General features: G+C 40.6%; 13 protein-coding genes. All 13 read left to right on the forward strand.

The features are described 5' to 3' along the window. Positions 1 to 142 (forward strand): phosphoribosylglycinamide formyltransferase (locus tag IH879_09345; protein ID MCH7675145.1); only part of this gene is annotated, 142 nt, incomplete at its 5' end. A 133-nt stretch (positions 143 to 275) separates the two neighbouring features. Beyond that, entirely contained in the window at positions 276 to 1,838 is a 1,563-nt protein-coding gene (gene purH / locus IH879_09350) for a bifunctional phosphoribosylaminoimidazolecarboxamide formyltransferase/IMP cyclohydrolase (protein MCH7675146.1), read from the forward strand. A 94-nt stretch (positions 1,839 to 1,932) separates the two neighbouring features. Next, positions 1,933 to 2,976 carry a rod shape-determining protein gene (locus IH879_09355; GenBank protein MCH7675147.1) on the forward strand — a complete coding sequence of 348 codons (1,044 nt, stop codon included), beginning with the start codon at positions 1,933 to 1,935 and terminating at the stop codon, positions 2,974 to 2,976. Position 2,977: 1 nt separating this feature from the next. Beyond that, complete coding sequence (gene mreC / locus IH879_09360; GenBank protein MCH7675148.1) at positions 2,978 to 3,784, forward strand: rod shape-determining protein MreC; 807 nt, start codon at positions 2,978 to 2,980, stop codon at positions 3,782 to 3,784. After that, positions 3,785 to 4,273: a rod shape-determining protein MreD gene (gene mreD, locus IH879_09365; GenBank protein ID MCH7675149.1), complete on the forward strand. Its 489-nt coding sequence runs from the start codon at positions 3,785 to 3,787 to the stop codon at positions 4,271 to 4,273. Between the two features lie 8 nt (positions 4,274 to 4,281). Beyond that, positions 4,282 to 6,039: a penicillin-binding protein 2 gene (gene mrdA / locus IH879_09370; GenBank protein ID MCH7675150.1), complete on the forward strand. Its 1,758-nt coding sequence runs from the start codon at positions 4,282 to 4,284 to the stop codon at positions 6,037 to 6,039. A 31-nt stretch (positions 6,040 to 6,070) separates the two neighbouring features. Continuing rightward, the gene (gene rodA / locus IH879_09375; GenBank protein ID MCH7675151.1) at positions 6,071 to 7,297 is read left to right on the forward strand and encodes a rod shape-determining protein RodA; all 1,227 of its coding nucleotides are present in this window, start codon (positions 6,071 to 6,073) and stop codon (positions 7,295 to 7,297) included. Positions 7,298 to 7,500: 203 nt separating this feature from the next. Further along, positions 7,501 to 8,652, forward strand: a complete 1,152-nt coding sequence (locus IH879_09380) for a hypothetical protein (GenBank protein MCH7675152.1) — start codon at positions 7,501 to 7,503, stop codon at positions 8,650 to 8,652. A gap of 40 nt (positions 8,653 to 8,692) precedes the next feature. Next, positions 8,693 to 9,511: a tetratricopeptide repeat protein gene (locus IH879_09385; GenBank protein MCH7675153.1), complete on the forward strand. Its 819-nt coding sequence runs from the start codon at positions 8,693 to 8,695 to the stop codon at positions 9,509 to 9,511. Between the two features lie 189 nt (positions 9,512 to 9,700). After that, on the forward strand, positions 9,701 to 10,699 hold the full coding sequence (gene galT, locus IH879_09390; protein MCH7675154.1) for a galactose-1-phosphate uridylyltransferase: 999 nt from the start codon (positions 9,701 to 9,703) through the stop codon (positions 10,697 to 10,699). A 32-nt stretch (positions 10,700 to 10,731) separates the two neighbouring features. Next, the gene (locus IH879_09395; protein ID MCH7675155.1) at positions 10,732 to 12,213 is read left to right on the forward strand and encodes a glycogen synthase; all 1,482 of its coding nucleotides are present in this window, start codon (positions 10,732 to 10,734) and stop codon (positions 12,211 to 12,213) included. 273 nt (positions 12,214 to 12,486) lie between these two features. After that, complete coding sequence (locus tag IH879_09400; GenBank protein MCH7675156.1) at positions 12,487 to 13,209, forward strand: STAS domain-containing protein; 723 nt, start codon at positions 12,487 to 12,489, stop codon at positions 13,207 to 13,209. A 28-nt stretch (positions 13,210 to 13,237) separates the two neighbouring features. Then, positions 13,238 to 13,862, forward strand: a 625-nt coding sequence (locus IH879_09405) for a polysaccharide biosynthesis/export family protein (protein ID MCH7675157.1), incomplete at its 3' end; no start/stop codon positions are given.

The raw sequence follows: 13,862 nt of genomic DNA on the forward strand, positions 1-13,862 counted from the left end.
CGTTCCAGTAGAAGACGATGATACCCCGGGAACATTGGCCGCCCGAGTTTTGGAGCAAGAGCATAAGATTTACGTTGAAACGTTGCAGCTTTTTGCGGAGAACAGAATTGAAGTTCAGGGCAGACAAGTCATTATCAAATAAAACTTGGGTTACAGAGAACATCAAGAATCACCAGTTCACAAGAGTAAAAAATCTTAAGAAAATGGATTAGTACCATATTGTGTATCTTTGATAGCTTCATGTCAACAAGTTTTAAGAAAGAGGAGGAGGTTATATGCCCAAAATTAGACGGGCATTAATTAGTGTTTTTGATAAAACAGGAATAGTTGAGTTAGCAGCAGTCTTAAAAGAAAACAACATCGAAATCATCTCAACTGGCGGTACTGCCAAACACCTCAAAGAAAATGATATAGAAACCCGACCTATTAGTGACGTCACCGGTTTTCCTGAAATTTTGGGCGGCCGGGTAAAAACTCTGCATCCAAAAATTTTCGGAGGACTTTTGTCTCTCCGCGAAGATGCTTCCCATATGGAGGAGAGCAATCAGCACAGCATCGACCTGATCGATTTGGTCGTTGTAAATCTTTATCCCTTTGTTCAAACTATTTCAAAGGACAACTTCACCACGTTAGAAGCACTGGAAAACATCGACATTGGCGGTCCGACCCTGATTCGTGCCGCTGCAAAAAATTATCTTGATGTGACTGTGGTGACTTCGCCGAACCAATATGAAACGGTTACAAACGAGATCAAAAAGAACCAGGGCGAGACCTCTAATGAGCTCCGGAAAACCCTTGCCGCTGCAGCATTTGAATTGACTTCCCGGTACGATTCATGTATTAATAATTATCTTGACTCGGAGACCGGCTCTGGGCCTGGTTTCCCCGAACAAATCGAATTTCAATTAGAAAAAATTCAAGGTTTACGATATGGTGAAAATCCTCATCAGCGTGCCGCTTTATACAAAAGAAACGGCGAAGCGCGGGCAGGACTTGTAAATGCAAAACAGCTGCACGGCAAAGAGCTTTCGTTTAACAATTTTATCGATTTGGACGCGGCCTTAGGAATTGTGCAAGAATTTTCCAAACCCTGTGTCGTTGTGATCAAACACACAAATCCTTGCGGGGTTGCTACCGCGGAATCTCTTTTAGAATCTTATCTCAATGCTAAAGCGACTGACCCGGTTTCATCCTTTGGCGGAATCGTCGGTTTGAACCGTCCGGTAGACAATGAAACGGCCCGGGCGATTTCAGAAGTTTTTACCGAAGCGATCATTGCCCCGGGTTACGACGCAGAAGCCTTGGAAACTTTAAATGCCAAAAAGAATTTAAGGCTTCTTGAAGCCAAAGATATTCTGAATCCAATGTCGAAAGAGTACGATATTAAACAAGTTCAAGGTGGATTGCTTTTACAAGATCAAGATTTTTTTAATATTAACGATATTAATTTTAAAGTGGTTACCAAGCGTCAACCGACAGAAGACGAGTGGGCGGCGCTGAAATTTGGCTGGCGTGTCTGCAAATGGGTGAAATCCAACGCCATCGTTTATGGGACTAAAGATAGAACAATTGGAATTGGCGCCGGGCAAATGTCGCGGGTCGATTCCTCAAAAATTGCTGTTGAAAAAGCCAGACGAATGGGCCTGAGCGTTAAAGGAACTTCCATGGCTTCGGATGCCTTTTTTCCGTTTAGAGACGGAATAGACGCAGCCGCCAAAGCAGGCGCCCGATCTGTCATCCAACCCGGAGGCTCAATTCGTGACGAAGAAGTCATTCAGGCTGCTGATGAACATGACATGGCCATGGTTTTCACCGGAGTACGGCATTTCAGGCATTGAGATTTAAATGCGAGTATGATTTTTTTTGTGACATATGATACCACCAATTTTTCTTTTATATAGAGGAATTCAAAAAAGAGGAAACTATTAACACATGGACGAAGGTAAGGAATCATTCTGGAACAAATTTTTTGTCAATGATATCGCCATTGACCTTGGTACGGCCAACACTTTAGTTTATGTGAAAGGGCGCGGCATTTTAATCAATGAGCCCTCAATAGTCGCTATCCGCAGGGGCGATCAAGAAATTCTTGCTTACGGTAGCGAGGCGAAGACAATGATGGGGCGAACTCCCGGAGATTTGGTCACTGTCAGACCTCTCAAAGACGGAGTAATTGCTGATTTTGATCTCGCAGAAAAAATGATCCGTCATTTCATTAAGAAAGTGCAGACCAACCGTTTTTTGAGGCCAAGGATTGCAATTTGTATTCCTTCTGGTATCACTGAAGTTGAAAGACGGGCGGTTCGAGACTCCGCAGAACACGCTGGTGGTCGCGAAATTTATCTTATTCAAGAGCCGATGGCTGCGGCCCTTGGGGTTAACTTGCCAATTGAAGAGCCGATCGGAAACATGGTCGTTGATATCGGCGGCGGAACAACTGAGATTGCAGTTATCTCTTTGTCGGGGATTGTCACGGACATTTCAATCCGAATTGGCGGTGACGAAATGGATGAGGCCATCATTCAGTATTTCAAGAAAGAGTACAACTTGCTGATTGGGGAGAATACCGCTGAAGCCATAAAGATTACAATGGGGTCGGCTGCGCCATATAAAACTGAAGACGTCAAGAGAATTAAAGGCCGGGATCTGGTTGATGGGATCCCAAAAACAGTTAAAGTCTACGCTAAAGAAATTCAGGGCGCGTTATCGGAATCAGTCGGCTATATTGTTGATGCGATCAAGCTTTGTTTGGAACGGACCCCTCCGGAACTTGCCTCTGATATTCTGGATCGCGGGATTGTTCTTACTGGCGGCGGCGCATTATTGACCGGTTTGGATGAGCGGTTGCGAATAGACACAGAGCTGCCAATTATAATTGCAGATGATCCTTTGACCTGCGTTGTTTTGGGAACCGGCAAAATTTTTGACAATCTTAATGAGTATCAAAAAATATTAAGTAACAGCAAAAAATATTGAGATGCGCCATTTCAGTGAGTGGTTTATTGCTCGAAGAGACTATCTTACTCTCATCACTGCAGTCCTTGTCTCCATTATTTTAATGTTTTCCAATGAGGGTCGCCTAACCGAAACGGTCAGGGTCTGGACCCTTGCGGGGTTCGGCGTCACATTAGAAAAATTTTCCGTCCTGCAAGAATTAAACAATATTCATGAGGAAAACCAATGGCTCCGGCGCAGGAGTGCTGAGTTGATGCTCGAAAACAGCAGCCTGAAAGAGGCTCAGCTGGAAAATCAAAGACTGCGTCAATTGCTGGACTTTAAATTTGAAAGTCAACTTGATTTAATTGCAGCCAAAGTTATTGGTAAAAAGGAAAGCGGTTTTCTCAATTCCGTCGTTTTGGATGCTGGAAAAGCGGAGGAGATTAAGAAAAATATGGCCGTGGTTACTGCTCAAGGTCTTGTCGGAAAAGTTCTGCAGGTGGGTAAAAATCACTCAACAGCTGAGTTGCTTCTTGACCGGAATTTCAGGGTTAGCGCTATGGTGCAGCGAAGCCGCGTAAACGGCATTATTAAATGGATTGAAGGTGAAAAGGTTGTTTTGTCGGAGGTCCCCAAACGCTCTGACGTTAAAGTAGATGATCTGGTTATTACATCAGGTTTAAGTTTCATCTTCCCCGGTGGACTCAAAGTTGGAAAAGTGATCGATGTTGAGAGAGAAAAAAAAGGCATGTTTATGGTAATTACGGTAAAACCTGCAGTTGACTTTACAAAACTGGAAGAGGTTTTCGTAATTAGAAATCGAGAATTCTCCACCCAAGCTCAATAGATGACCTTCATTTTCTATATCGCTTTTTTTATCCTTTGTATTATCTTACAAATAACGATCATTCCGTTATTTTCCATTAAAGGTATATCCCCTGATTTAATTCTTATCCTCGTAATTTCGGTTTCGATTCAAAGGGGAAAATTTTGGGGAGTGGTCGCCGGGTTTTCGGCTGGCCTGGTTTTTGATGCGTTTGGTACAGCATTTGTTGGTCTTTCTTCTTTTGTGAATTCAATTTCCGCTTTTGTTGCTGGATTTCTGCTTGGCGAACAATTAGAACAACGTTTTGGCGTTATCGTGGGTTTAATACTCGTCTCTTTGCTAATTCACGACTTTCTATATTATACAATTCTTTCTATCGGGATATCGATTGGCTTTTGGGCTACTTTATTTAAACATGTCGTGCCGCAGTCATTTTATACCCTAATTTTTATGGTTATTATTCACATGGTCTTGCCAAAAGGATTATGGGCGCCAGTTAAAAAATATTAGAATTTTTTATGTATCAGGACTTATCCAATCTGAAAAGGTTTTACATTCTCTTTACGCTGGTGCTGTTTGCTATTTTAATTGTGCGAACCGGCCAGCTGCAGCTTTATCAGTGGGATAAGTATTTTCGGGAATCGGAAAAAAATAGAATTCGGGATATCATCATTGAACCTCTTCGCGGCCTTATTTTCGATCGGAATGGAGAGATCCTGGTTGACAACCGTCCGAACTATTCAGTTTCAGTTGTGCCTTATGAATTTCTTAAGGCTGACAGCGCCATCATCTTACTTTCCGAAATTCTTAACCAAAGGCCAGATGCTTTGAAAAAGAAAATCAATGAAGATAAGCGCGGCAACTTTTCGCCTGTAAAAATCAACCGTCAAATCGATTTTAAAGTTTTGAGTGCAATAGAGGAGCGCCGCCTGGATTTGCCGGGAGTCTTTTACAATACTGAATCAAGAAGATATTACCCCGGTGGGATTAAGGCGCCTCATTTATTTGGCTATCTCGGTGAAATAACCTCTGCGGAATTAAAAAAATTTAAAAATGCCAATTACAAGCAAGGCGATTCCATTGGAAAAAATGGCATTGAGCTGCAAGATGAAGAATATTTGCGAGGCACACCAGGAGTTAAATATATTGAAGTTGATGTTTTGGGTCGTGAGGTAAGAAACCTAACTGGGTTGGGAGGCCAGTCTTCGGATCCGGGCCGGAATTTATTTTTGACGATCGATGTGGCGATACAGAAATATTTGGAAGATGTCATGGCGGACAGAAAAGGCGCCGCGGTGGTATTAGACCCAAGAAATGGCGAGGTTTTGGCTTTGATGAGTAAGCCCGACTATGATCCGGAGATATTTTCCAATCCCTTGACCCCGGAAACCTGGAATCAGTTGGTCAATCATGAGAATAAACCTCTTTATAATCGTGCTTCCCAGAGTTTATTTCCACCTGGTTCGACCTACAAATTGGTATTGGCTGCGGCCGGTCTGGAAACAGGCGACATCAATTTAGAAGAAAATATTTTATGCACCGGCGCACATCGTCTTGGCAATCGGTTGTTTCATTGTTGGAAGAAAACCGGCCACGGAGAAGTTAATTTCATGGCCGCGGTAGAGCAATCCTGCAATGTCTACTTTTGGGAAAAAAGCCGGGATATCGGCCTGGAAAAGTGGTCTGAATTTTCGCGAAACTTTCAATTCGGTAGACCTACTAAAATCGATTTGCCGAATGAAAGTGCGGGGTTGGTACCAACCAAAGAATATTTTGATCGGAAATATGGCGAAAAAAAGTGGACTCGAGGATTGGTTTTAAATCTTGTGGTTGGACAGGGAGATTTATTAACCACACCACTGCAAATGGCACAATTTGCGATGATTTTGGGAAATGAGGGCGTTTTATTCCGGCCTCATCTTATAAAGAAAAATCAGGACCCTTTAACTGGAGAGGTCGTTTTTACCAAAGTTGATTCAATTCAAATTCGAGGTACTTCTAAAAAGACTTACCGAACGATAAAGCAGGGAATGAATTTGGTGGTGAACGGCGTGAAAGGCACGGCTAAATCAGCGCGGATTCGCGGCGTGACTGTTTGTGGAAAAACCGGTACGGCTCAGAATCCTCATGGTAATTCCCACGCATGGTTTATTGGATTTGCCCCGATGGATAAACCGAAAATTGCTTTATGCATTATGGTGGAAAACGGCGGCTCTGGTGGAGCAGTTGCTGCGCCAATTGCCGGCGGCGTTTTATCGATTTACTTCAAAAAATAAAAATTTTGCATCACGAAACTAAGCTTTAGTTATGCTTTCTGAACACAAATCAATTCGACATTTAGATTTCAAGCTCCTTGCAACAGTGGTGGTTCTTATGCTATGCGGATTGATAGCGATTTACAGCGCGACGTTTGTCGATTCTCAGGCGGGGCAACTTAATTTTAAAAAGCAGGTTATCTGGGGCGTGCTCGGGCTGTTGGTTTTGGTGGGGACGATTTTTGTCCCAATTCGTTTTTTTAACAAATACGCATATACGATTTACGGCACATCTATATTTCTTTTATTTGTAGTTTTAATTATTGGTACGGGGGCTGGGGCCGAGAGATGGCTTGAACTGGGACCTATCCGGATTCAACCAGCAGAGCTTGCTAAGGTCGGAACACTCTTAGCTTTAGCAAAATATTTATCCAAGGAAAATTGCAACCTGAAGAACTTTCGTGAAATCGCTATCTCTTTTTCATTGGTCTTTTTGCCGTTTTTACTAGTGATGAAACAACCTGATTTAGGTTCTGCACTGGTTTTTTTAGCATTGATTTTACCGATTTTACATTGGGCAGGGCTTTCGTCTATGGTTCTGTTTGTGTTGCTTGCCCCATTGTTAAGCCTGGTTTGTGCTTTCAACTACTATACGTTTCTCATCGCGATGCTCATTATTAGCTCTGTGCTCTTTCTATCTCAACGAGGTTTGACCTTCTTTTTAATCAACTTTGTCTTGAATATTGGTGTTGGTGTTGTAACGCCTATTATATGGAATCTCCTGAAAGAGTATCAACAGAAACGAATTCTTACTTTTTTAGGATTGGTGACTGACCCACACGGTCTAGGATATCAGGTTATCCAATCCAAAGTCTCGATTGGCTCAGGCGGCTTTTTAGGTAAAGGTTTTTTACAGGGTACACAAACCCATCTTCGATTTCTCCCGGAACAACACACCGATTTCATTTTTTGTGTAATTGGTGAAGAATTCGGATTTCTGGGAATCTTCGTCGTATTGACATTATTCTTTTATTTGATTTTTAAAGGGCTTACAATTGCATCTGAAGTGAAAAGCAAATTTTCGAGCCTTCTTGTTTTCGGAGGAGTCATCATTTTCTTATTTCAAATCGTTGTGAATATTGGCATGACAATTGGAATTATGCCCGTTACTGGACTACCCCTCCCATTGCTCAGCTACGGCGGTTCTTCGCTAATTTCAAACCTGGTTATCGTGGGGCTTTTGTTGAATGCCTCACGCAAGCGATTTGAATATTTCTAAAAAAAACAAATAATTTCGAGAGATTTTCTAAGTTTTACGTATCTTTGACTAATGAAGGTACTAAACAGTATTTTATTGGTCACTATTCGTTAGTACAAGAGCAAATGGTTGTTCTGTTTTGTGAACTCCAGTTAACAAATTTGTTCTTGACTTTTAGACGATAGTTTAATAAATTTAACTGCTTATTATTTAATGAGGTAATGATGAAAGTGAGACAAACGCTTTATATCGCAGCTGTTCTACTTTGCTTGACAACTATGACGGTTACAGCAATAGGTGGAGAGCGCTTTTTGGGTATTGGTTTTACCACTGGTCTGGGCCGTTTAGAAGGTGATATTAACGGGTCGCAGCTTAGTCCTATGTTTATGGGTCATCTAAGATTTCTCCCAATCCCGTATTTGGCATTTAATGGCGAGTTAGGTTTCTCATCACTAAATACCAGCAATTCTTCCTTCAAAACTCAAATAATTCCATTTGAGCTTAGCGCCATTTTTAACTTTTTGCCGCACAGCAAAGTTAATCCGTATATCTTTGCCGGCGGTGGCGGTGTTTTTTGGAAGGCAAAGGGTATCGATCCCGCATTAGGTCAGAAGGGGAATGGGGAAAGTAATACGGATTCGTTTTTGAAAACCGGTGGTGGACTGGAGTTTTTTGTTTCCCGAAACGTTGGTATTAATCTCGGAGCTGCCTTCCGATTGTCATTGACAGATAACCTGGATCAATTAAATCAAGGCGACGAAAATGATCAAGTTCTGGATGTTCATGCCGGGGTGACTTTTTACTTTAACAAAAGCAGAAATGATAGAGACAACGATATGATACCCGATGAATTAGATCTGATGCCTGATATTGCCGAAGATCATGACGGATATTTAGATCATGATGGTATTCCCGAAAAAAACCCGAATCCGATTGCTATGAGTTCTATGGATTCGCCGATCGGAAATAATTCGAATGCGTCGCCGATCGTGATTCATCATATTGTACAAAAAGCGGAATCGGGTAGAAATATTCCAATCAAATCTTATGTGTATTCCGAAAAGAATTTAAGAGTAGTAGCGACACTTTATCGTCCGATGGGCGAACCCAAGTGGAATGTTGTGCGTATGGATGAGCGTGACGGTAATTTATTTCAAGGTGAGATTCCAGGGTATGCGGTCACAAGCGAAGGCCTTGAGTATTGTGTCGTTGCTGTTGATGAGACACTCAGTGGAATTGGCTACTCGGGACTGCCAAGCAGACCAATTACGGTTAGTGTCTCACCCAGTGGTAAAGCCTGGAGAATCATAGGAGCTACTGTTGGGGCTGCTACAGTAGGCTCAGCCTCTTATCTGGTATTAAGAAAACAAAAGTAGAGATAATTATTCAAGGAGAATTTTACTTGGAGGTAAGAAGGTGAACTCCAAATCTACTAAAACAGCTCTTTGGTTGACTAGTTTTGCGTTCTCATCTATTTTTTTATTAGGATGTGGGGCTTCCAGGCAAAGCGCCAACGTTTCTGAAGAAGCGATTAATCTTGACGAATTGCTGGGTGAAGATGAGATGAGTCAGGCTAGCAACGAGTCAGAGCAAGCTGAGGTTTTAAGACTTTTAGGAATCACTCCAGCAGAGCCACAACCTAAAAACGCCGACTTCACCACTATTAATCAGGAACAGGACCCGGATGGCTTGCAAGCCGATGTCGATCTGTTGAAGCAGGAACTTTCGGAAAAAGATAAAGAGATTACTCAGCTAAGATCAGAACTTACGGAGAAAGAATTTAAAATAAGCGATTTAGAATCGAAAACCAACATACCTGCTCAGAATCCAAGCATCCCGTTCAGCGGTCAACCCTCAGAACCTTCTCCCCAATTCAAGTCTCGATATCAGAATGCATTGAATCAATTCAAAACACGGAATTATAATGAAGCAATTTCTCTTTTTAGTGAGTTGCTTTTGAGTGAACCAAATAATTCTCTCGCGGACAATTGTCAGTATTGGATAGGCGAATGTTACTATGGGCTTGAAAATTATAATCAAGCCATTACAGAATTTGAGAAAATCTTTTCATTCCCAAACTCAAATAAAAGCGACGATGCCCAACTTAAATTAGGGCTTTGTTATGTTAGACTGGGTGATATGAACCAGGCTCGGGCTGAATTTGATCGTTTGTTGGCAATCCATCCAAACAGTGAATATGTATCGCTAGCGCAAAAATATATCGCTGAAATGTAAGACATTAGAGAAAATCTGTTTTACATAAATGGGTGGGTAATTTTCCCACCCATTTTATTTTGCCTAAAACAATTTCTTGAAACAAAAAAATAATATTTCCCAAGCTGCTTTCAACCCCTTTTACTTGACTTTCTTTCGAAAAGAATCTATATTTAAGTTAATGAAAACAATCTCTTAGTTTTATCTCGTATGTCGGAATTGAGAAAGGACCCTATAGTCGGCCGCTGGGTTATTATTGCAACTGAACGAGGCAAGCGTCCTTCTGATTGGGCGAATGAACCTAGCATGAAAGCTGGAGGCTTGTGTCCTTTTTGCCCTGGCAACGAAGATAAAACCCCTCCTGAAATCATGGCAATTAGACCCATGAGTGATCAGAGAGATATTCCAGGATGGGAAGTCAGGGTTGTTCCGAACAAATTCCCAGCTCTTCAAATTGAAGGAAGCCTAGCACCAAGGGGTAATGGAATTTACGATACTATAAATGGCATAGGGGCTCATGAGGTTGTGATTGAAACACCCAACCATGCTTCCGATCTTGCCGATCTAAGTGAGAAGAATTTTCATGATATTTTGTTGATTTTTAGAGATAGGACCCGTGACTTAAAAAAAGATTCAAGATTTAAATATATATTAATTTTTAAAAACCACGGAGCAGCTGCGGGAGCTTCGTTGGAGCATACTCATTCCCAACTCATTGCTACTCCGATTGTACCCAAAAGGGTAATGGAGGAGTTGGAAGGCAGTAAACGCTTTTATAATTTTAAAGAGCGGTGCATTTATTGTGATATCATTCAGCAAGAGAAAAAATCACAAAATCGTATTGTCTCAGTTGAAAATTCATATATAGTCATTGAGCCATTTGCTCCTCGATTTCCATTTGAAACCTGGATTTTGCCACAACAACATTACTCTCATTTTGAAGATATGCCAGATCAAATGTATAGCGAACTGGTTAAAGTATTGCAAGACACTCTGGTTCGAATTAATAAGTCATTGGGTTATCCACCTTATAATTTTATTCTTCATACTTCTCCGGTTCAGGAACCCGCATTACCGGAATATCATTGGCATTTTGAAATAATACCAAAATTGTCAAAAGTAGCGGGGTTTGAATGGGGTTCCGGATTTTACATCAATCCAACTTCGCCTGAGTCAGCCGCTCGGTATTTAAGTGAAGTTAAACTTTGATCCTCCTTATTTTATCAAAAATAAATTAAAAGATGAAAAGTAAACTAAATATTTTTTATGTGTCCTCCGAAGTTTTCCCCTTTACGAAAGCAACTGAATTAGGGGAAGTTTCCAGTGCCCTTCCCAAATATTTAAAACAAATGGGACATGACATAAGAGTCATGATGCCCAATTATAAAACAATCAACGAGAGAAAGTACATTCTGCGTGATGTGATTCGTCTCCAGGGATTAGAAATAAAGATTGGAGATAAAGTCTTTCAGGCTAACGGAAAGTCTGCGTTCATCCCAGATTCGAAAGTTCAAATTTATTTTTTAGATAATAAAGAGCTTTTTGATACAGATGGACTCAATCTTTATAACAATGCAAGTGGAAGGCATAAGGACAATCTTGACCGCTATATATTTTTCTCGATTGGTTGCTTAGAGACTTTAAAGTTGCTTCATTGGCAGCCCGATATTATTCATTGTAATAATTGGCAGACCGCATTAATTCCGTTACTGCTCAAAAGTGTATATGGCGATGACCCGTTTTTTAAAAATTCCAGGACTTTGTTATCAATTCACGATTTTGCACAACAAGGAAATTTTGACACCTCAACGATGAAAAAGGCTGGAATCCCGGAGCCTTTTTTGAATGGTAAGGATTTTAATTTTCTTGAAGCAGGTATTAAGTACGCCGATATGTTGAATACAGTCAGCGAATCCTATGCTTGCGAAGCACAAGAAAATTCTGCATCAAGTTTTGGATTGGAGAAGGTACTTAAGGAACGCAAAAATGAGTTTTTTGGCATCGCTAACAGAATTGATCAACAAGTGTGGAATCCGGAGACAGATTCTTTGATTCCGTTTACCTATAGTAGGCAGGATCTGTCCGGGAAATATAAAAACAAGAAAGAACTTTTAGAGCGATTTGCCCTTGATGGTGACGAAAAAACTCCTGTGATAAGCACAATTTCACCACTTGTATATGAAAAAGGTATTGATCTAATCATTGAGATCATAGACGATTTAATGAAAATAGATCTACGGTTAATTGTTTCAGGAATCGGCGATGAGAAATATCAGAAAAACCTGCGTGTCCTTCAAAAAAAATATCCAAAGAAAATTGGACTTGACTTCAGTCTTGATAATTCCCTGGTACATTTAATTGAAGCCGGCAGCGATTTGTTTCTGATGCCTTCGCAGCTTGAGCCGGGTGGGTTGAATCAACTATATAGTTTAACTTATGGAACTATTCCTATTGTAAGAAATACAGGGGGACTGGGCGAGACTGTCAAAAAGTTCGAGACCGAAGCCAAAACCAAAACAGGAACTGGTTTTGTTTTTAATAAATTTAAAGCAAAAGAGTTACTTAGCGAAATTAAAAATGCTTTAAAACATTTTAACAATGAAGAGACTTGGGGAAAACTTATTCAGAATGCAATGAAAATAGACTTTTCCTGGAAATCTTCGGCCCCCCAATATGTCAAACTCTATCAAAAATTATTGAGCACGAAGAGCAAAAAAAAATAAAAAGTATTTGATATTGGAAGTATAATCTTGTATCAAAATTTGGACGCTTTGGGAAATGGTTTTTTCAAATGCGTTTTCTTTTTTTTAAATTAACAAGTCAAATCTTTGTTTCATAGAGGAACAATGTTTCGGCCTAGCACAAACTGAATGGAAGCAAGAGTTAAATGATTAAAGATTTAGGTGCTTATTACTTGTTCCAATATGTGGCATAAAATTTGTTAAATAATCAATCTTGGATTTTATTTTTTAAACCTTTGTTAAGTAAAATAGAAAATGGAAGGTATTGAAATTTCACAAGGCAAGGTCGGTACACGGAGAGATATTGCCTTGCTGAATGTTAAAGGTTATGTTGATACCATGACCTGCTCGATGCTGTTAAATCAGATTACGGAAAATTTGAACGCAGGTATTTTGCATGTTATCGTTGATATGGCGCAGGTTAATTATGTCAGCAGCGCTGGATGGGGAGTTTTTGTTGGCGAAATCAAAGGTATTCGAGAAAAGGGAGGGGACTTAAAGATTGTTCAAATGACGCCAGAAGTATATGACGTATTTGAAATGCTCGAGTTTAATCGCATACTTTCATACTATGAAGCAATCGAGGAAGCGATTAACGATTTTGACGTCTCAATTGGGTTGGATATAACCAAAAGCATTAAACGTAGTTATACACCAGAAGTAGCAGAGGTTGCTGTAGGGACTGCGGTACCAAATGTAGCTCAGAAAGTCACCCGAGTCCAAAGTGGAGCAGGACCTGCTGCCAAACAATTTTCTCTCAATAAACCTCAAGTTGATGAGCAGATGCTGCCCCTAAATGAAAGAATAAGATTGGTCGTTGTTGAAGATCCGAATCGTGGGGCATTCCAGATAAAAAAAGTTTTGAACACATCAAGATTTGGTTTTACAAAAATAAACATTCTAAAACTTTACAATATGCTAAAGACTCTAAACCTTGACAGCAAAGAGAAACGGCACCGGTTCTATAGGTCCAGGTAGAAAGGGGTTTTAAACCGAAAGGAGAGTTATGACAAAACAGGGATGCTTAAATAAACGATTGAGTTTTCTTTTCATTCAGATATTGCTCATTGGAGTTTTTCTTCCAATTGCAGTTTATGGACAAAGTCTTTTAACATCATTTAAACCGGGTGATGCGATACGATTGCAGATTTGGCAGCCTTGGCGGATAACGGAAGGTAAAGCCGAGATTTTAGATTTAAATGGAGATTACGCCGTCAATAGTCAAGGATATACAACGCTGCCGTTAATCGGCGAAATAAAAGTGATTGGATTAAACCAGCAAACATTAGCAGCAAGGCTTAAAGAAAAATATAGCCCATTTATCAAAGATCCATACATTATGGTAACACCGCTGATTCGAGTTACATTACAAGGATCTGTGAATCGGCCCGGAGCTTATTTGATTCCTCCCACCGCTTCACTTTGGGAATTGGTCGAGATGGCAACTGGCCCCACTCAAAATGCTGAACTAAAAAAAATGCGCTCTGAACGAGGGGGACGGGTGGTAAGTAAAAACCTTCTGCGGAGCTTCGAAAAGGGTTACTCTTTGCAGGAAATAGGAATTTTGAGCGGCGACCAGATAATTGTCCCAGGGAGAACCTCTTTCACCTACAAAGACGTATTAGACTTGC

The organism is candidate division KSB1 bacterium (assembly GCA_022562085.1).
In the GTDB taxonomy this organism is placed as follows: Bacteria; Zhuqueibacterota; Zhuqueibacteria; order Oceanimicrobiales; family Oceanimicrobiaceae; genus Oceanimicrobium.